This is a genomic window from Blautia sp. AF19-13LB (assembly GCF_003479105.1).
Taxonomy (GTDB): Bacteria; Bacillota; Clostridia; order Lachnospirales; family Lachnospiraceae; genus Fusicatenibacter; species Fusicatenibacter saccharivorans.
In genome coordinates, this window is record NZ_QUGO01000031.1 from 1 (window position 1) to 20,459 (window position 20,459).

General features: G+C 42.9%; 18 protein-coding genes. 14 read left to right on the forward strand and 4 right to left on the reverse strand.

The features are described 5' to 3' along the window. Nucleotides 1-335 precede the first annotated feature (335 nt). Nucleotides 336-473 carry a helix-turn-helix domain-containing protein gene (locus DWX32_RS18150; protein WP_243037628.1) on the forward strand — a complete coding sequence of 46 codons (138 nt, stop codon included), beginning with the start codon at nucleotides 336-338 and terminating at the stop codon, nucleotides 471-473. Between the two features lie 598 nt (nucleotides 474-1,071). Here the strand turns inward: DWX32_RS18150 and ant(6) are convergent. The 3 genes from ant(6) to DWX32_RS18175 form a co-directional block, all read right to left on the reverse strand. Next, a complete protein-coding gene (gene ant(6), locus DWX32_RS18165) occupies nucleotides 1,072-1,938 on the reverse strand; it encodes an aminoglycoside 6-adenylyltransferase (protein WP_118315864.1) in 867 nt (288 codons plus the stop codon). 175 nt (nucleotides 1,939-2,113) lie between these two features. Continuing rightward, nucleotides 2,114-2,659, reverse strand: coding sequence for an AAA family ATPase (locus DWX32_RS18170; RefSeq protein WP_001071501.1), 546 nt, complete (start codon nucleotides 2,657-2,659; stop codon nucleotides 2,114-2,116). Nucleotides 2,660-2,687: 28 nt separating this feature from the next. Continuing rightward, on the reverse strand, nucleotides 2,688-3,491 hold the full coding sequence (locus tag DWX32_RS18175) for a helix-turn-helix domain-containing protein (protein ID WP_118315865.1): 804 nt from the start codon (nucleotides 3,489-3,491) through the stop codon (nucleotides 2,688-2,690). A gap of 338 nt (nucleotides 3,492-3,829) precedes the next feature. Here DWX32_RS18175 and DWX32_RS18185 point away from each other — a divergent pair, with 338 nt between their 5' ends. The 9 genes from DWX32_RS18185 to DWX32_RS18225 all read left to right on the forward strand — a co-directional run bounded on the left by DWX32_RS18185 (nucleotide 3,830) and on the right by DWX32_RS18225 (nucleotide 12,373). Continuing rightward, on the forward strand, nucleotides 3,830-4,243 hold the full coding sequence (locus tag DWX32_RS18185; protein ID WP_118315866.1) for a cysteine-rich VLP domain-containing protein: 414 nt from the start codon (nucleotides 3,830-3,832) through the stop codon (nucleotides 4,241-4,243). A gap of 111 nt (nucleotides 4,244-4,354) precedes the next feature. Further along, entirely contained in the window at nucleotides 4,355-4,750 is a 396-nt protein-coding gene (locus DWX32_RS18190) for a replication initiator protein A (RefSeq protein WP_117502387.1), read from the forward strand. Nucleotides 4,751-4,933: 183 nt separating this feature from the next. Next, on the forward strand, nucleotides 4,934-5,878 hold the full coding sequence (gene mobV / locus DWX32_RS18195; RefSeq protein WP_118315867.1) for a MobV family relaxase: 945 nt from the start codon (nucleotides 4,934-4,936) through the stop codon (nucleotides 5,876-5,878). A 72-nt stretch (nucleotides 5,879-5,950) separates the two neighbouring features. Continuing rightward, on the forward strand, nucleotides 5,951-6,145 hold the full coding sequence (locus DWX32_RS18200; RefSeq protein WP_015536347.1) for a hypothetical protein: 195 nt from the start codon (nucleotides 5,951-5,953) through the stop codon (nucleotides 6,143-6,145). 145 nt (nucleotides 6,146-6,290) lie between these two features. Further along, complete coding sequence (locus DWX32_RS18205) at nucleotides 6,291-7,868, forward strand: recombinase family protein (protein ID WP_207726614.1); 1,578 nt, start codon at nucleotides 6,291-6,293, stop codon at nucleotides 7,866-7,868. Between the two features lie 103 nt (nucleotides 7,869-7,971). Continuing rightward, nucleotides 7,972-8,859 (forward strand): hypothetical protein, encoded by an 888-nt coding sequence (locus tag DWX32_RS18210; protein ID WP_243037629.1) that lies wholly within the window; start codon nucleotides 7,972-7,974, stop codon nucleotides 8,857-8,859. Nucleotides 8,860-9,104: 245 nt separating this feature from the next. After that, entirely contained in the window at nucleotides 9,105-9,278 is a 174-nt protein-coding gene (locus DWX32_RS18215) for a hypothetical protein (RefSeq protein ID WP_330418113.1), read from the forward strand. Between the two features lie 176 nt (nucleotides 9,279-9,454). Beyond that, complete coding sequence (locus DWX32_RS18220; RefSeq protein WP_117762141.1) at nucleotides 9,455-10,612, forward strand: FprA family A-type flavoprotein; 1,158 nt, start codon at nucleotides 9,455-9,457, stop codon at nucleotides 10,610-10,612. Between the two features lie 864 nt (nucleotides 10,613-11,476). Beyond that, nucleotides 11,477-12,373 carry a helix-turn-helix domain-containing protein gene (locus DWX32_RS18225; protein WP_117762136.1) on the forward strand — a complete coding sequence of 299 codons (897 nt, stop codon included), beginning with the start codon at nucleotides 11,477-11,479 and terminating at the stop codon, nucleotides 12,371-12,373. A 72-nt stretch (nucleotides 12,374-12,445) separates the two neighbouring features. Here the strand turns inward: DWX32_RS18225 and DWX32_RS18230 are convergent, their stop codons facing one another. Beyond that, nucleotides 12,446-13,309 carry an AraC family transcriptional regulator gene (locus tag DWX32_RS18230; RefSeq protein ID WP_117762137.1) on the reverse strand — a complete coding sequence of 288 codons (864 nt, stop codon included), beginning with the start codon at nucleotides 13,307-13,309 and terminating at the stop codon, nucleotides 12,446-12,448. Nucleotides 13,310-13,511: 202 nt separating this feature from the next. Here DWX32_RS18230 and DWX32_RS18235 point away from each other — a divergent pair, with 202 nt between their 5' ends. The 4 genes from DWX32_RS18235 to DWX32_RS18250 all read left to right on the forward strand — a co-directional run bounded on the left by DWX32_RS18235 (nucleotide 13,512) and on the right by DWX32_RS18250 (nucleotide 20,241). After that, a complete protein-coding gene (locus DWX32_RS18235) occupies nucleotides 13,512-16,550 on the forward strand; it encodes a glycoside hydrolase family 2 TIM barrel-domain containing protein (protein ID WP_117762138.1) in 3,039 nt (1,012 codons plus the stop codon). Nucleotides 16,551-16,717: 167 nt separating this feature from the next. After that, nucleotides 16,718-18,115 (forward strand): MFS transporter, encoded by a 1,398-nt coding sequence (locus tag DWX32_RS18240; RefSeq protein ID WP_055227850.1) that lies wholly within the window; start codon nucleotides 16,718-16,720, stop codon nucleotides 18,113-18,115. A gap of 351 nt (nucleotides 18,116-18,466) precedes the next feature. Next, entirely contained in the window at nucleotides 18,467-19,267 is an 801-nt protein-coding gene (locus tag DWX32_RS18245; RefSeq protein WP_055227849.1) for a helix-turn-helix domain-containing protein, read from the forward strand. A 161-nt stretch (nucleotides 19,268-19,428) separates the two neighbouring features. Next, on the forward strand, nucleotides 19,429-20,241 hold the full coding sequence (locus DWX32_RS18250; RefSeq protein WP_118660814.1) for an HAD-IIA family hydrolase: 813 nt from the start codon (nucleotides 19,429-19,431) through the stop codon (nucleotides 20,239-20,241). Nucleotides 20,242-20,459: the final 218 nt, after the last annotated feature.

The window sequence follows — 20,459 nt, forward strand, 5'->3', positions numbered from 1 at the left end:
ATATTTTGTCTGCCGCCTAAAGCGGTCTGAAGCACGTGACTTTAGTCATGTGAGGTTCACTTTCTGGAAACTGCTGGTGATCTTTCTGGAGAGAACCATCATTGCTATTCCGCTGATCGTATTGTTTGCAAATATGATCGGGCTGTAAATACAGGAAAATACAAGATCCCCGATTTGGCACTTTTGTGCTGAATCGGGGATTTTTTGGCGTAAAAACGCAGGTAAAGGATTCGTAGATTGACAAAACAGCCTATTTTCGCCTATTCTGAGACTGTAAAAACGCTCCGCTGGGCAACATGAGGCGGTGCGGGAACAGCAGGAGGAAGGGACACGACGTGGAAGCGAAAGAGTTCGGGCGGTTTATTGCCGGAATGCGAAAAGAGAAAAAGATGACGCAGGCAGAGCTTGCGGAAAAGATTCATGTGACGGATAAAGCCGTCAGCCGGTGGGAGCGGGGGGGTTCACTTAGATAAAGATACCACATCAATCCCACGCGGACTTTTGCTCAACCGATACAGCCGGAGGGCTGGATAACAAGAAAAGGCGGTATGCGCCCCGTGGAGGGGTAGCGTACCGCCTTTTCTTGTGGAGGTTTCCAAAGGGGGCAACGCCCCCATTTGGCACACGACTTTGCGAAGCAAAGTGTAGTGTGTTATACGCTCTGTCGGCGTTGCCGTGAAAATGCCGTTGCCGCCGGGGAGGGCAAGGGCATTTGAAGCGGCAGGAAAACAGGGCTGTGCTTGCGTGGCGTGGAGCCGCAAGCGCAGGTCTGGTTTCATCAGCAGACAGGGCGTATATGAAAGCCCCCGTCCCTCGTCCTACGCTCCGACTTGTGGACAAAGTGTCCCGAAGTTGTGGCCACACTCCCGGAAAAGTAGCAGGACAGCGGGTAACCGTCAAGGCTGAAATGAACGGGTTTACACCCGGCCTTGACCGCCGCCCGCCGCCCCGCTGGATGGGTGGACAAGGCGGCCAATCCCTCAAAGTGCTTGGCCGCTCTCTTTCTGATTTTGAGGTATTCAGTTTTTCAAAATTGAATAATCAAAATAAATTTTTTCGATTGAAAAAATTTTATTTGTTATCATCTTCAATGCCATATTTTTTCTTTTGCCGAATCACATAATTACTGATTTTTTCATCATATAGTGGATACTGGTAATCCAACTGGCATGCCACTTCTGACGAAACCTCCCGGAACAATGCCATACATTGTTCAAAGGATTCCCACATATGGGGATAGGAATCCATATTATAAGTGGACATAAGTCGTTCCCACAATTCCTCTGTGACATATTGCTTCATAAATTTATAGTTTTTTCCCAAACTGAAATGAAATCCCTGTTTGATACCAATCAGCCAGGAAATCATGCGAAGCAATTCTTTTCGTACTATATCATTCATATGGTCAATAGCAAAAAGAATTTCTTTGCGGCATAAGCCCTTTACTACATATGTTGTAGTATTCCAAAATTCATTACAGCAATCGTCAAACATTCTTTGAGTAGGCTTCTGCAAGTGGTAGTCTATATCCGTTGGTATTGGCGGCTTTACGATACGGTTGTCTTTATCCAACAGTAACTTTACCAGTTTATCCCATGTAAAATACTCGTCTATCAGTTCCAGCGGCAGCAAAGTTAAATCTATCTTAACATCATCAGTAAACAGCATTAAATATGAAAATCCCTTTTCTACAGCTGGAAATAATTCCATATCTTCCGGCTTTTGCAGAATCAACCTTTCACCAAATATATCTAGCCATTTATCATCACTTGTGAAGCTGTCCATATCCGTAACAAAAAAAGTAATATCAAAATCCTGAAAATCATCAGGCGGAATATTTGTATTTGTTCTAGATCCTTCCAAAGTAACCATGCGAATGCGTTTGTCTGTTTTTGCAAAATTCAAAACAATATCATAAACTTCCTTTTCTGATCTCATTTTTATCTCCTCCAATTATTGAAATAGGTGTGAAGCCATTTTAGGGCTTTCCCGCCTTGATTACCCTTTAGCAAAGACGGGCGGGACTGTCAACGGCGGCGCATGAAATGCGCCGTTCATCTTGACCGTTGACTGGCTCGGCTGGCTTTGCTATCTTCCTGACAAATGGGAATGTCTAAGATAGTAAAGACGTCCCACATGCAACTCTTTCTTTTATTGCGGAAACCGTATCTTTAATTGTGAATGTAGTTGTGTCTATGACATTTGATTCATATACTCCCAAACCGGAAAATTGCTCCCACATTGTTTCCACTAATTCAATATTTGTTTTTCTATCTAATTTTGAGCGTTCCACAGCTCGCTTCATAGTTTCTTTTTTACTCGCTCTTAATACAATATAGTGTACCTCGTAATCTTCTTGGGCAAGAGCTTTCCATGGCTCCAAAAACCATGGCCCGACAATCCCATCTACAATTACATCATATCCGCCACGAGCATATCGCTTTGCAGCTTCTAAAAAGGCTTCAATGACAACCAGATTTTGCTCGTTGGATTCTGGCAAATGTGGTGGTATTGCGCCTTTGCTTAAGTAATGAAAAAAGTCATCGGTGTGCATATGCACTGATTTATCCATATCTGATTCCTTTGCGACAATTGACGCAGTTGTTGTTTTTCCTGTCCCCGGTGAGCCTGTAATCACAATAATTCTTCCTTGATTCATCTGTATTTTCCCTCACAATTCAAATTTATCACTTTGTTCCTGCCTGCTCAATCATCTTCTTCGCAAACTGCTGGAACATTTCAACAGTTTCTTCATCCATCGGCGTAAGCTGTCCGATCTGTCCGGCAACCATCGCCGCTACATCGTCAATGGAAAGCGGGTTTTGCTTCTGTTCCGCCAATGCGTCCCGCATGGCTTGGAACATCGCGGCGGTCACAGCTTCTCCCGGCTGTTCCCCGTTGTCAATGTCTTTCTTAATATCCCGCAGGATAGCAAGAAACACATTTTTGATTTTTTCAATCTCCGCTTCATGTTCCCCCATCTTCTGAGCGTTCAAAAGCTGTAAATCCCGCTTTGCTTCCGCCCGGTGTTCCGGGTGTTCTTTCATCAGGTCGGACAGGGAAGCCGTTGCTATCTCGATAAGCTGGTTTCTTGCTGTTATCCCCTTTGCCGCCGTGTCCTGAAAATAGATCCGTATCAAATCTATCAGTTTGGGAAAATTCCTGTGTTCCAGTAAGCGATTGAGTATTTGCACATCAACAGCACCCGTCACAAGCCCCCTCACGGCTCCCTCTGACAAGCCTAATTCAGAAATATCATAGCTCTTACGGACGCTCACGGTGGACAAGCCCAGTATGTAGTCTGTCGATACCTTAAATTCCTTTGCCACACCGATGAGAATATCACTGCTGACCGTTCTCGTTTCGCCGCTGACAATGCGGCTCAACTGGGAAGCAGAAACGCCTATCTTCTCCGCAAGTTCCTTTTGTGTGATGTGGTTCCCGTTGCATAAATCGGAAATCCGCTGTCCGGGTGTTCCGGGTAAAGCCATAGACACGCACCTCCTCCGCATACTTCCATTATACAAGATGATTGCAAAAATGCAATTTCCAAAGTGTAAACTTCATCAAAATGCAATTCTCGCAATATTCCGGGAATTGCATTTTTTTCGTGTAGACTTAGGGTAGTTCATCGATGGACGGCACCTTGAAAACAGAATGACCGTCCGAAAAGGAATACCCCGGCTGGGGAAGCACCGCAAGGAGTCGGACTTCGGGACAAAATGTCCCGAAGTTGCGAGGAGCGTGCCAACGCCGGAACACGCCGCAGGAATGGGGCAGGAAACCTTTTCGGGGAGAACGGCAACGGAAAGCAAAATGGAGGGAACGCATGAGAGATAACCCCTATAAAGACTTGCCGCCGCTGGAACGCAGGCCGGACGGTTCCCTTTACCGCATGACCCCGGCGCAGAGAAAACAGGCGGCCAGCCTGATACGCCGGGAGTGCTGTTGCTGTGAGGACGGCAACTGCATTGTCCTTGACGATGGGGACACCTGCACCTGCCCGCAGACGGTTTCTTTCTCGGTCTGCTGTAAGTGGTTCCGCTGGGCGGTCTTGCCGCTGGACGGAACGCTGGAAGCGGAGATTTTCCGGGATAAGGACTTGAAATGCTGTGCGGTCTGCGGCGGCGTGTTCGTCCCCAAATCCAACCGGGCAAAATACTGCCCCGGCTGTGCCGTCAGAGTTCACAGGCGGCAGAAAACAGAAAGTGAACGGAAAAGGAGGTCTGCTGTGGACAGTTAGGAGCGAAAAAAGCCTTGATTTATCAGGCTCCGCAAGCCCCAAACCGGGGCAGGTGGTATAAAGTATCGTCCGCCCTGAAAAATGGGCTTCTAACCGTCCACAAAACGCACTATGACAAACACCATCTATATCCATCAGCCGGAAAAGGCGTTCAGCTTCACCCGGCTCCCGAATTTCCTCTTTGAAGCCCCCACATTCAGGCCCCTGTCCAACGAGGCAAAGGTTCTGTACGCCTTTATCCTGCGCCGGACAGAGTTGTCCCGCAAGAATGGGTGGGCGGATGACTGCGGACGGATTTTCCTGTATTACCCTATCTGCGAAGTGGTTGACCTGCTCCATTGTGGGCGGCAGAAAGCGGTGAACACCCTGCGGGAACTGCAATACGCCGGACTGGTGGAAATCCAGAAGCAGGGCTGTGGAAAACCCAACCGCATTTTCCCAAAATCCTATGAAGCGGTTCCAAACACCGACTTCAAGAAATCCGGTTCTGGTACGCCGGGGGACTGAAAACCGTACCCATGAAGTACGGAAACCGCCCTCCTGAAGTATGAAAACCGGACGGTATATAGAAATACAAAGATTAAAATGACTGATTTATATCCATTCCATTCTTATCGTATCAGAGATAATTCCGGCGGGATTTTCCCTGTAGAAAACCCCGGATAGGAAAGGAATGGGGAAAGGAGCAGAATGGCACAACACGCAATTTTGCGGTTTGAGAAGCACAAGGGCAACCCGGCAAGGCCGCTGGAAGCCCATCACGAAAGACAGAAAGAACAGTATACCAGCAATCCCGACATTAACACAAGCCGGAGCAAATACAACTTCCATATCGTCAAGCCGGAGGGACGCTATTACCACTTCATTCAGAGCCGTATCGAGCAGGCCGGATGCCGGACAAGGAAAGACAGCACACGGTTTGTCGATACGCTGATAACCGCCAGCCCGGAGTTTTTCAAGGGGAAATCCCCAAAGGAGATACAGGCGTTCTTCCAAAGGGCGGCAGATTTCCTCATTGGCCGGGTAGGACGGGAAAATATCGTGTCGGCGGTGGTACACATGGATGAGAAAACGCCCCACCTGCATTTGACCTTTGTTCCGCTGACAAAGGACAACCGCCTGTGTGCAAAGGAGATTATCGGCAACCGGGCAAACCTGACGAAGTGGCAGGACGATTTTCACGCCTATATGGTGGAGAAATATCCTGACTTGGAGCGTGGGGAAAGTGCCAGCAAGACAGGCCGGAAGCATATCCCCACCCGGCTTTTCAAACAGGCGGTTTCCCTCTCCAAACAGGCCAGAGCCATTGAAGCCGCCCTTGACGGCATTAACCCGCTGAACGCCGGAAAGAAAAAAGAGGAAGCCCTCTCCATGCTGAAAAAGTGGTTCCCGCAGATGGAGAACTTCTCCGGGCAACTGAAAAAGTACAAGGTCACAATCAATGACCTGTTGGCGGAGAATGAGAAGTTGGAAGCAAGGGCAAAGGCCAGTGAAAAAGGCAAGATGAAAGATACGATGGAACGGGCAAAGCTGGAAAGCGAATTGCACGATATGCAACGGTTGGTTGACCGTATCCCGCCGGATATACTGGCGGAACTGAAACGGCAGCAGCGGCACACAGTAAAGGAAAGGTGATAGATATAAGCAGAAATTTTCGCCGCCCCTGTGCGGCATTGTACCTTGAAAACTGAATATGGAGGACACTGGATGGCAAAAAGCGAAAGCGATATTTTTACACCCCGGACAGGGCAGGTCATACAAACAGAGAACGGCACGCAGTATTTTGTATGTGGGAACAACCGTATAAAAATCTCCGAACACTTCGCCGCAGGCGGGAAGCCCCTCGGTGATCTGATTGTAGATGTGGTGCGGCACACCGCAGAAAAAGCCGCTTCAACCTGATAGCCCATCATTGATAACACGCCCACGCTTATGATATAATTGCCATAGAGCAAAAGTATTGTAAGCGTGGGTTGTTTCTTTAGAAGGAGGATTTTTAACGGTGAAACAACCTTACAATACTACGATTTACAACACGGCGCTTTATATGAGATTGAGCCGGGACGATGAACTGCAAGGAGAAAGCGGGAGTATTCAGACACAACGCATGATGCTCCGGCAATATGCCGCCGAGCATGGCCTGAATGTCATAGATGAATATATCGACGATGGATGGTCTGGAACGAACTTTGACAGGCCGGATTTTCAGAGAATGATTGATGACATTGAGGACGGGAAAATCAACTGCGTTGTTACGAAGGATTTATCCCGCTTAGGCAGAAACTACATTCTGACCGGCCAGTACACGGAAATCTACTTTCCCAGCAAAGGCGTCCGCTATATCGCTGTCAATGACAATGTGGACACCATCAACGGAGAGAATGAGCTTGCCCCATTCCTCAACATTTTGAATGAAATGCACGCCCGCCAGACCAGCAAAAAGGTAAAGGCGGCCATGCGGACACGGTTCGCAAATGGCGCACACTATGGAGCCTATGCTCCGCTTGGCTATGTCAAAGACCCGGATAAGAAAGGCCATCTTCTGATTGACCCGGAAACAAGGTGGATTATCGAAAAGATTTTTGACCTTGCCGTTCATGGCCGGGGAGCCGCCAGCATTACACGGATTTTGGTCGAAGAAAAAGTACCTACTCCCGGCTGGCTGAATTTCCAGAGATACGGCACTTTCGCAAATATCTATGCCGGAGCGCCGGAGGAAAAAGCCTATGCGTGGACGATAGCGCAGGTGAAAAGTATTCTGAAAGAGGAAACCTATATCGGACACAGCGTCCACAATAAGCAGACCAATATTTCATTCAAAAACAAGAAGAAAGTACGCAAGCCAAAAGAGGAATGGTATCGTGTGGAGAACACCCACGAAGCGATTATTTCCGAAGATGTGTTCCGTCAAGTACAGGAGCAGATTTGCAACAGGCGCAGACGGCAGAAGAACGGCACAACACAGATATTTTCCGGGCTGGTAAAATGTGCGGACTGCGGCTGGTCGCTGGCCTATGGTATGAACAGCCAGAACAAAAATCACTATGCCCACTACCATTGTAGCAAGTACGGGCAAGGATTGCACCAGTGTTCCATGCACTATATCCGCTATGATGTGCTTTACGCCTATGTCCTTTCCCGTCTGCAATACTGGTCTGTGCTGGTACAGCAGGATGGGGACAAACTTCTGAAACGGCTACTTAACGCCAGCGACAAGGAACGCAATACTGCAAGGAAGCGGCAGACAGCCGAACTGAAAAAGGCGGAAAAGCGCAAAGCAGAAGTAGACACCCTGTTTGCAAAAATGTATGAGGACTGGTCTGCCGGACGCATTACAGAATACAATTTCAATATGCTGTCCGAAAAGTATCAGGGCGAACAGCGAGAATTGGACGCAAAAATTGAACGGCTTCACGAAGCGATGGAGGTCGCCGCCCAGACAGCGGTTGACGCTGAAAAGTGGATAGGTCTGATGAAACAGTATGTCAATCCCACAGAATTGACGGCTGAACTTCTGAATACGCTGATTGAAAAAATCCTTGTCCATGAAGCGGTCAAAAGTGAGGACGGAAGCCGGGAACAGGAAGTGGAAATCTTCTACCGCTTTATCGGCAAAATCGAATGACACATCTTGAGATACCCAACAATATCTTTAACTAAGGGAAACGGGACTTGGCTTTCCCGATATCCAGACGATTGAGCCGCTGGCTCAGGCACTTGGGATTTCTGTGCTGGAACTGATGCGCTCCGAACGGCAGGAGAAGGCGAAGGAAGAGGCGGCGCCGGAAATTCAGTATACTCAGAAGGAGGTGGCCGAAATGCTGCAGAACGCAGGTGACATTTCAAGGCAGCAGAAAAAACAGGACCGGAACGCAAACGTGATCGCGGGATTTCTGGTGATCGGTGTGGCAGCGGCAGCGTGGGCGGCAAAGATCGTAAACGTGGGCGGCGGCCTGATTCTAGGCGGTCTGGTGGCAGCAGCGTTTGTATCGCTGTGGTATTTCTTCCAGAACCTCGATGATGAAGAAAGCCGGAAAGTCTATGGGGCAGCATCCATTCTGTCTATCGGCATTCTGGCATCCCTGGTAAATTTCGTCTGGGGCGATCAGCTGGCAGAATTCATTCCCGGCGGTCTGGAACGAAAAGAGCAGATCTTCTGGACCCTGTGGTATCTGTTTGTTCTGGTAATGATGATGATCGGAACCATTCGATGTATCCGCAGGCAGAGACAGAAAAAAGAAAAGAAATACAAAACCGTTCTTTTCACGGCAATTATGGCGACGATCATGTTTGTAACACTGTGGCAGTATCAGAACACCATGCAGAACCGGTACAAAAACACAGGAATGTGGAGAGGCGCACAGCAGTACGCCGAGGTGCTGCTGAAAAGAAACAAAAACCTCGAAAACGACTGGCTGATCGGCGATGAGTCCTGGCGCGAAGGAAACAAAAATACTTTCGAAATTCGCCTTACCTATTACGCTGATGCCGATGACGCAAAAGAGGGACGTGAAAGCGAATATCAGTACAAGATTCATTTTGATGATGTTGACGGCTACGTCATCAAATCAGAAGGCGTACCAGAGAAAGAGATTGTTTTCCCGGAAAATAAATAAGAAGTGAGAAACGGGATTCCATTCTTGCGCCTCCCACAGAAAAAGACTATACTCATAGTATCAGCATGTACTCTTAAAATCTTTCTGCACTTGCTTTTGTGACTGACGGAAAAGCATCTCACAAAATCAAGCACAGAAAGATTCTGAAAGCACATGTAGCATAAGAAGGAGGCCGTAAAACATGGGACAGTTTTTAAACAGCAGGGAACCATACGATAAATACAGAACTGTTATGAACGGAACTTATGGTAGATCATACACCGGAAGAAGCGATTGCGCAGATTAAAGAGAAAGAATATGCTTTGCGGTTCAAGGGAAAGATGGCGGAAAGGGAACGATATACCGGGCGCATACTGGCGTTTGGAATCAGTTATGATAAAGAAACAAAAGAACATGCCTGTAAAATAGAAGTATTGTGATGATTTGCAAGCTGTGGAAAAGGGATATCGTGTGTGTAAACGGAGGAGAGCAAGTAAAAATAGTAATCTTTACTATTTTTACTTGCTTTTTTCTCCATCATAGGATAATATAAAAATATACGGTTCGGAGCAGGTTCCGGGCAGGAAAAAACAAGATGGAAAGGATATGGATTTTTATGAAGATTACAGAGGATATTATCTACGCGGGAGTCAACGATCATCAGGTAGACCTTTTTGAAGGTCAGTACAGAGTGCCGAACGGCATGGCATACAATTCTTACGTAATTCTCGATGAAAAAACGGCAGTTATGGATACCGTAGATGCAAACTTTGCGGATGAATGGCTGGCAAATGTTGCGAAAGCACTGGATGGCAGAAAACCGGATTACCTGATCGTACAGCATATGGAGCCGGATCACTCTGCGAATATTGAAAACTTCGTAAAAGCATATCCGGAAGCAACCGTTGTTGCAAACACAAAAACCTTTGCCATGATGAAAAACTTTTTCCAAAAGATGGATCTCGCCGGAAGGAAACTGGAAGTAAAGGACGGTGAGTCCCTTACGCTCGGAAAACACGTTCTGACCTTCGTGTTCGCTCCGATGGTACACTGGCCGGAGGTTATGGTTACATACGACAGCACGGACAAGGTTCTGTTCGCAGCAGACGGTTTTGGAAAATTCGGTGCACTCGACCGCGAGGAACCATGGGATGACGAAGCACGCCGTTATTTTATCGGTATTGTCGGAAAATACGGTTTGCAGGTACAGAAGCTCCTGAAAGTAGCAGGTACGCTGGATATCCGGAAAATCTGTTCCCTGCACGGTCCGGTTTTGACGGAAAATCTTGGCCACTACATTGAAAAATACGATATCTGGTCTTCTTATCGTCCGGAAGAAGAGGGCGTTGTGGTTGCCTATACTTCTGTTTACGGCAATACAAAAAAAGCTGCCGAATTGCTTGCGGCTAAGCTGAAAGAAAAAGGCTGTCCGAATGTTGTTATTTACGATCTGGCAAGAGACGATATGTCCGCCGCCGTAGCGGATGCTTTCCGTTACAGTAAGCTGGTTCTCGCAACGCTGACCTACAATGCAGGCATTTACCCGTTCATGCAGGATTTCATCAACCGTCTGACAGAGCGCAGCTTCCAGAACCGCACCATCGGTCTGATCGAAAACGGAAGCTGGGCACCGACCGCAGCAAAAGTGATGAAGGGCATGTTTGAGAAGAGCAAAAATATCACCTGGACAGAGAATAATGTAAAAGTAATGTCCGCTGTGAAGGAAGAGAACGTAAAAGAGATCGAGGCACTGGCCGAAGAACTCTGCAAATAAAAAATTAGGAAGAGAAGAAAGAATATGGGAAAAATGCTCCGCTGGACTTTGCGAAAGGCAAAGACAGCGGAGTCTTTCGTTCTACTCTTTTGGAAAGAAGATTCTGTGGAGTTCCGGAGGGAGCAGGATCGCCCTGCGGTGGGTCAAAAAAAGCCGGGGGTTGAATTTTGCGAAAGCCTGCGGCCGCCTCTTTGTAAGTGAGACTGCATCAGGTTTCTGATCTTTCGATCTTGATGTCATAATATTCTGAAAATAATAAAATGTAAAATAAATTAAAAGAAAGTATTGACAAAATGGAGAAGATGAGTTAATATAAGATCAACAAAAGAAAAGAGAACAAAAATAAAAACGAAAAAGAAACATCAAGACGAAATCTAAGAAAGTAAGAGGTACAGTCCAATGGCATAGTTAATCTGAACATCAAAAAAATCTCTGAAGAGTTTACATATAGAACCTAAAGGAGATGATTCCAATGAAAGGCAGAGGCCCATAGGGAAAAAATAAAAACAAAAAAATCCAGGAGGTACGGTCCAAAAGGAACATAACGAAATACCCCGAAATCAATGAAAGCAGTAGGTGTATAAAATGAAATTACTGGAAATTCATTAAAAGCCCGGTCGAGAGAAAAAACAATCGATCGGGCTTAAACTATGTCTGCTGAAAAATCTGTTTGACTGCCCTGCGGTCTGCGCGAGCCGTGAAAGCAGAAAAGACGCTGCAGCCCCGAAAGAAACGAGAGCATACAGCGTCCTTTTTATTTTATGAAATTGGATGAGATTCTGCCTATATAATACGATTCTACCATTAAGGGGTGTACTTTTTGGGACAAAATAGATACTATAATTCTGAAAGGGGGAAGTATTTATGGACCTTGTGAAAATCGGAAGCTATATTGCAGAAAAAAGAAAAAAACTTGGTATGACTCAAAAACAGCTTGCTGAGAAACTGGGTAAGAGTGATAAGTCAGTTTCCAAATGGGAACGTGGGATTTGTTTACCAGATGTGTCTGTGTATTTAGAATTATGTGAAATATTAGGCATCAGTCTAAATGAATTTTTGGCAGGTGAAGATATTGAGGTAACTAATGTAGAAAAAAAATCGGAAGATACACTGATACAGATATCAAAAGATAGTAGTCATAAACAGCGTTATTTAAAGAAGATTATTGCTGTACTTCTTATTGCTGTGGGAGTATTTGCTATTACTCTTGGAATCATGGTATGTAATAAATTGCGGCAACCACAAAATTATATAGAAGCAGTAGATCCGGATAGTGTAGAAATGAAAACGGCTGAATTGTTGTCCGGAATTGATGGAACCATGATGTTTCGATACAATTCAAAAGATACATTTCAAGCATTATACGTTTACTTGTCAGAATATCATTCTGGAAAACGAGTTTCTCATAAACGAGTTTTGGAACTTTCCTATGAGGACGTGAAATCTGCAAAAAATGGATTGATCGTCATCACTCCGGATTTTGATAATTTTACTGCAAAGCTTATTGTAGCAGATGAATATTCAAAATATATGACAGAAACGCCAATCTTGAAAGGTGTTGCAAACAGAGAATATTATGGAAGATCTGCGACCTCTATAGAGAACAAAAGCACGATAGAGTACGGAACAGAGCAAGGATTGGCAGCACTGATCTATGGCGAACAAGGAGTGAGTTCGTTGCCGATACAGGACATTACAGGAGAATACATAGATACAGATAATGAGTATATGTATTATTATTCGGCTGAGTTTGTAAAATAAGAATAGCAAAAGTGAGAAGAGGATATCACAAATCATTGTTTTGATAATTCGGTGGTATCCTCTTTGTGGATTTCAGAATTTGTTTCTCAGCTTTCGGTATTCTCTCGGCGAATATCCTTTCAACTTGTGAAAAAGCCGACTGAAATAAAGCTGGTTATCATATCCGATAATCTTAGAAATCTCATTGATGGAATAAGTTGTTGTTTCAAGTAACATCTGAGCATTGTTGATGCGGATTCCCACAATAAATTGCATTGGTGTAGAACCGGTATATTTTTTGAAATTTCGGATAAACCAGCTGACACTCATGCCTCGTGAGGCAGCATAATCATCAATATTGATATTTTGATTGTAGTTTTCACTGAAAAAGGTAACAGCATTATCCATCTCATGATCAAGATATTCATTTTTTAATATGTGCTCTCTTGTCAGTTCCCGGTGGAAACTGATCAGAAGATGACGTAGCAAAAGGACAAGCATTTCCTCATAATTGTCTTGACAGCGTTGGAGCTCGATAATGATACGTTTGAAAATTTGTTCATATTCATTAGATGTACCCACTTGAAAGACACGTTCTTTATCCGGAAACCCATATTGACGTAAGATATTTTTCACATTGCTTCCTGTGAAGTGAATCCAGTATACTTCTGCCTTATCTTCTCCGTAATATTCATATTTCTGAAGTTCTTTCGGTCTGTACAGTACAATGTTGCCGGCTGGAACAATCGTTTCGTTATTTACATTATCAAAATGAAAATGCCCACAACCAGCAGTGATATATATAATCTGATAATCCAGACGACCCCTTGGACGGTAGGTAGGAAGTTTGGGATGTCTGGAAAGACGGTAAGTACCACAGCTACCTACAATCAGCGGACGACTTTTGTCTTTGAAATCCATATGTGAGTGGTTCAAATAACCGGTGTTCAAGTACATAGGACAGCACCTCTTTTCGCACTTTTTATCATTGTATCATTTAGTGCATATTTTGTCTAATCCAATTTATAGACATATTTTGCGGATTAGGATAAGCTATATATATAGCATAACTAAGGAACGTAAACAAAAAAGTAAAGTATAAGGTTTGCTTTAGGGAAACAAAGAACAAAAAAGTATATGTATTGGAGGAGAGTTATTTATGATCGTACCACGTTATTATGAAAATCTAAGCGTACTGCACGAAAACACAATGCCAGCCAGAGCCTATTATATTCCGGCATCCAAAAGAATGGATAACTTGGTGGAACACAGAGAAGAATCAGATCGTATGCAGTTATTGAATGGAACTTGGAAATTCCAGTATTTTAACAGCATCTATGACATTCAGGATTCTTTCTTTGAGAAGAATTATGATACAGAAAATTTTGATGAGATTCAGGTTCCAAGTGTATGGCAGATGGCAGGATATGATACACACCAGTATACAAACATCCGGTATCCGTTTCCGTTTGATCCACCATATGTGCCACAGGATATTCCGTGTGGAGCTTATGTACATAATTTTGAGTACAGCAGAGATGAGAAAGCATCAAAAGCTTTTTTGAACTTTGAAGGAGTAGACAGCTGCTTTTATGTATGGATCAATGGCTCTTACATAGGATACAGCCAGGTTTCACATATGACCAGTGAGTTTGATGTTACCGATGTACTTCAGGATGGAACGAATACGGTGGCAGTGTTGGTAATGAAATGGTGTGATGGTTCCTATTTGGAAGATCAGGACAAATTCCGTATGAGTGGTATTTTCCGGGATGTGTACATTTTGAAACGCCCAAAACAGGCAATCAGTGATTATCATATTAAAACAAGAATTGAGGATATGCTTGCGAAAGTAGAAATTGAAATGAAATTCTACTTTCCCTTAAATGTAAAAATTTCGATTGAAGATAGAAACGGAGCAGTTGTAGCACTAGGAAGTATTGCTGAAGAAGGAACAGCTGTATTAGAAATTGCAAGTCCGGAACTTTGGAATACAGAAAATCCATATCTATATAAACTGATTCTTGAAACAGAGAATGAAGTAATTGTAGATCACATTGCATTAAGAAAGATAGAGATTAAAGACCAGGTCATTTACCTAAATGGACAGAAGATTAAATTCCGTGGTGTCAATCGACATGATTCCGATCCGGTTACTGGATTTACAATCAGTCTGGAACAGCTCACAACCGATCTTACGTTAATGAAGCAGCATAATTTTAATGCGATCCGTTCCAGCCACTATCCGAACGCACCATTTTTCTATGAAATGTGTGACAAGTATGGATTCATGGTGATAGATGAAGCAGATATTGAAGCTCATGGTCCATTTATGATCTACAGAAAAGAAGACACCGATTACAATCGGTTCAAACGATGGAATGAGATGATTGCAGATGATCCGGCATGGGAAGAAGCAATCGTTGATCGCGTAAAACTCATGGTGGAGCGTGACAAAAACCGTTTCTGTATTGTTATGTGGTCAATGGGAAATGAGAGTGCTTATGGCTGCAACTTTGAAAAAGCACTGGAATGGACAAAGAATTTTGATCCAGACCGCATCACACAATATGAGAGTGCAAGATACCGTAATTATGATGAAACATATGATTACAGCAATCTGGATGTGTACAGCCGGATGTACCCGGCGCTTTCCGAAATTCAGGAATATCTGGATAAAGATGGAAGCAAACCCTTCCTTTTGGTAGAGTACTGTCACAGCATGGGAAACGGACCTGGAGATTTTGAAGATTACTTCCAGATGATTCAGGATAATGATAAAATGTGCGGCGGCTTTGTCTGGGAATGGTGTGACCATGCGATTGCTCATGGAACTGCTGAGAATGGAAAGACTATATATGCTTATGGGGGCGACCATGGCGAAGAAATTCATGATGGCAACTTCTGTATGGATGGATTAGTATATCCGGACAGAACGGTACATACAGGACTTTTGGAATACAAGAATGTTTATCGCCCGGCAAGAGTTATTTCCTATAACAAAGAAAGCGGAGAACTGGTGCTTCATAACTACATGGATTTTGATGACTTGAAAGATTATGTGAAGATTAGTTATGAGCTGACACAGGATGGTCTTGTGATCAGCAAAGGCATACTTCCGGAGTTTTCTGTGGCACCACACGGGGAAGGAAAAACAAACCTGAAGATCAATGTTCCAGAGAATGGGAAATGTTATTTAAAACTTATTTACCATCTGAAAAAAGAATTGCCACTGTTGGATGAAGACCATATTCTTGGATTTGATGAAATTGAGGTAAGTAAAGAGGATACAAAATGTAAACTTGCAGAGAAATGGATACCAAAAACAGTAGTGGACTCTGAATTACAGGTAAATGAAAATGATACACAGATTCATATCAAGGGGCGTGAATTTGCTTATACCATAGACAAACGTACTGCACTCTTTACAGAGATGAAATTCGCAGGGCGGGAATACTTGAACCATCCGATGGAATTAAATATTTGGAGAGCTCCAACAGATAACGATATGTACATCAAGTCTGAATGGAAGAAAGCCCACTATGATAAGGCTTACACAAGAGCCTATACGACAGAGGTTGTGCAGGGAAAACATGGTGTGAAGATTACAAGCCATGCTTCCGTTGTGGCAGAGACAGTACAGAAGATTCTTGATGTGACGATTACATGGAAAATAGAAGCTGCTGGAAAGATTGATGCAGATATTGCAGTAACAAAAGACGATGAATTCCCGGATCTTCCGAGATTTGGTGTGAGGATGTTCCTGGATAAAAAACTTTCAGCTGTAAGATACTTTGGAATGGGACCACAGGAAAGTTATTGTGATAAACATCAGGCTGCGAGCCACGGTTTGTACCGGGCAGATGTAGGGGATTTACATGAGGACTATATCCGTCCACAGGAAAATGGAAGCCATTATGATTGTGAATATGTAGAGCTTAACAACAGCCGATATGGAATTGTGGCATCCGCAGAAAAGGCATTTTCATTCAATGCTTCTTATTATACACAGGAAGAACTTGAGAAGAAAACGCATAATTATGAATTAATAGAATCAGATAGTGTAGTATTCTGTGTTGACTACGCATTAAATGGCATTGGTTCTAATAGTTGTGGTCCAGTTGTATTAGATCAGTACCGATTTGATGATGTATTATTCCGGTTCCAGTTTACGCTGATACCGTATGTAAAGGGATAATAAAGTTTCATGTAACCCGTAAACAAAGAAGGATAGTCTGATTGCAATGTAAAGTCCGGATATACAGAGCAATCAGACAAAAACAGAGAAAAAATTAGAATTAGACATCATACGGTTAGACATATTGAGATTCTAAGTGCGATGAAGATGAGGAGCAAAGAAATTCGATGGAAGAAAAAAAGTATTTGAAATGGTATAACAAAATTGGATACGGATCAGGTGATGTTGCAGGTAATGTAGTCTATGCGTTCCTGACATCTTTTATGATGGTCTATCTGACGGACTCGGTAGGACTTGCTGCAGGTGTCGTGGGTACCCTGATTGCCGTATCAAAACTATTTGATGGTTTTACGGATATATTTTTTGGATCAATGATTGACAAAACACACAGTAAAATGGGAAAAGCGAAACCCTGGATGCTATACGGATACATTGGTTGTGCCATTACGCTGGTCTGCTGCTTTGCAGTACCAGTCAGCTTTGGAACAACGGCTAAATATGCATGGTTCTTTATTTCTTATACACTGTTAAATGGTGTGTTTTATACAGCAAACAATATTGCTTATTCAGCACTTACGTCACTGATTACAAAGAACAGCAAAGAGCGTGTACAGATGGGATCTTACCGTTTTATTTTTGCATTTTCAACAAGTCTTCTGATTCAGGCGATTACAGTTGGATTTGTAGATAAATGTGGTGGAGATGCTGCGGCATGGAGAACGGTTGCTATTATCTATGCAATCATTGGTCTGGTCGTAAATACGATTTCAGCACTTTCTGTTAAGGAACTTCCGGAGGAAGAACTTAATGAAGGAGAAGTAAAGAATGATAATGAAAAGTACGGAATGGTACAGGCATTCAAGCTTCTTGTTAAAAACAAATATTACATGATGATTTGTGGAACATATATTTTACAGCAGTTATATGGTGCCATGATTGGAGCTGGCATTTATTACATGACATGGGTACTGAAAAATAAGAATTTGTTTGGACAATTTGCATGGGCAGTAAATATTCCACTGATCATTGCCCTGATTTTCACACCGACATTAGTTGGTAAGTGGAAAGGTATGTATAAACTGAACTTAAGAGGTTACGTCTTAGCAGTCATCGGTAGAGCACTTGTTGTTGTTGCCGGATATATGGGCAGTGTTCCGCTGATGATGGCATTTACAGCTCTTGCAGCCTTAGGTCAGGGACCATGGCAGGGAGATATGAATGCAGTTATCGCATCTTGCTCTGAATACACTTATCTTACGCAGGGAAAGAGAATTGACGGAACGATGTACTCTTGTACTTCTCTTGGTGTAAAAATCGGTGGAGGTATTGGAACCGCTGTTGTTGGATGGATGCTTGAGTTCAGTGGATATGTCGGAACAAATGCAACTCAGCCACAGTCTGCACTTGATATGATGCAGTTCATGTATCTTTGGCTTCCGTTAATCTTTGATGTATTGATTATGTTTGCACTTTCAAGAATGAATGTAGAAGATGCAAATAAAAAACTGAAAGCAGAAAAAGGAATTGCTGCAGATGAAGTAACGGATGCATTAGACATAAATTAGAATTGACAGGAGAAAGCGTTGTCTGGTCGTTGCTCGATGAGACAGTGCTTTTTTCTATATATAAAGTGATAGAACTGTATTTTGAAAATAAAAAAGGACCACTTCATTTTTGTGAAATGGCCTTAAGAAAATATTCAGTTTTCACAAAATAGTCCTTTTAGTATTTATACATGGTAAGGATGCTCAAAATATTCAGTGTAGAATACTAAAAGGTCATTCAGATATTTTTTTAGGTTGCTCATTTGCAATTCCTCCTTTCCTTATTTACAAGTTGATTATAAGATAGGTGTAAAAGGATTGCTTGCCAAATCGAAAGAAGATATAGACAAATGTTGCAAAGGGGAGTATTTCATGCAGTTAAAATATGTTGACACAAAAGAGGAGATTATAGCAATAAATAGGAAGTCAAAACATATTGAACCACATCTTCATAATGCACTGGAGATCGTTTGTGTAACAAGTGGAGCATTAGAACTTGGTGTCGGACAGGAACTATACCATATGGAAAAAGGAGATATAGGCTTTGTATTTCCAGATGTTATTCATCACTATCAGGTACTGACACCCGGTGTAAATAAAGCGACTTATCTGATCGCATCGCCATTTACGATAGCTAAATTTGCAGATATCATGCAATCCATGGCTCCTGAATACCCAATCATCAAAGCGGAAAAGGTTGAACCGGAGGTATATAGGGCTATAAATGCAATTTTAGAGACAGAACAGTCGGATATTACTGTTGCACAGGCATATCTTCAAATTGTGTTGGCACGCTGCATAGGAAAATTAAATTTGGTAGAAAAGAGCAGTGTGGGGAGCAACGATCTTATTTACCAGACAGTTTCCTATATATCAGCAAATTTCAAGAAGAAGTTTTCGTTGGAAGAGATGGCAAAAGACCTGGGCGTGAGCAAATATGTTTTATCCAGACTCTTTTCCAAGACATTCCATAGAAACTTTAATCAATATCTTAACGATGCAAGGCTGAACTATGCATGCCATCGTTTGGAAAATACGAGTGATTCTATTACAAACATTTGTCTGGATAGTGGATTTGAAAGTCAGAGAACATTTAACCGAGTATTTAAAGAAAGATATAAAATATCACCAAGTGATTATCGAAGTACTTGTGTGAAAGAGATGTTGTCATAAAAGGTTCTGTTGATCGAAATATTTACTTTGATTTTACAGTGCTATGTATTTGATTTCATGTGTGGATGATATAATATAAAAATATTTGTAGAAAAAAGAGTTTTATTCTATTATGAAAAGAGTAAGGTGTATTCTAAAGAAACAAGAAAGGCAGGGCGCATATGAACATGATAAAATCCATAATCGATTTTAATGAAAAAAAAGGATTCATCTGTGATATGGATGGTGTGATCTATCATGGCAATCAGATATTGCCAGGTGTTCCAGAATTCATCCAGTGGTTGCATGATGAAAAGAAAGAATATTTGTTTTTGACAAATAATAGTGGATATACACCACGAGAATTAAATCAGAAACTGGCTAGGATGGGACTTGATGTGCCAGAAGAACATTTTTATACCAGTGCATTAGCAACAGCCGCATTTTTAAAAGAACAGGCGGCAGGCTGTTCGGTATTTGTGATAGGAGAAGCCGGCCTGTTAAATGCACTTTATGATGTAGGTATCACAATGAATGATGTAAATCCGGATTATGTTGTTGTGGGAGAGGGACGCTCCTATTCATTGGATACATTAACAAAAGCAACGAATTTAGTTCTGAAAGGTGCAAAGCTGATCGGAGCAAACTCAGATGTTTCCGGACCGATTGAGAACGGCATTGCTCCTGCTTGTCGTGCATTGATTGCACCTATAGAAATGGCAACAGGAACACAGGCATATTTCTGTGGAAAACCGAATCCACTGATGATGAGAACCGGATTAAATATGCTTGGCTGTCATTCTGCAGAAGCAGTGATGGTTGGAGATCGGATGGATACGGATGTAATTTCTGGTATGGAAAGTGGTATGTCTACCGTATTGGTTCTTTCTGGATGTTCAACGAAGGATACGCTCAAAACTTATGCGTATCGTCCAACTATGGTTTTAAATGGTGTGGGGGATATTGCTATGTTAGCAAAGTCAAAGGCAGAGTAATAATGAATAATCTGAAGTACTAAGAGATAAACAGAGCTTGATAGACAATCGAAAATGTGGTTGTCTCTCAAGCTCTGTTTGATTATGAAATTGCTTGCATTCGTATGAATATTTATTTGACAGATTTTATAATATATCTATAAGTCAATTGGAAAATAGTGCAAATTCCGGCTCATCTGACCACGCATTCCGCTAAGAGCTGATCAGTCTTTCCGGAT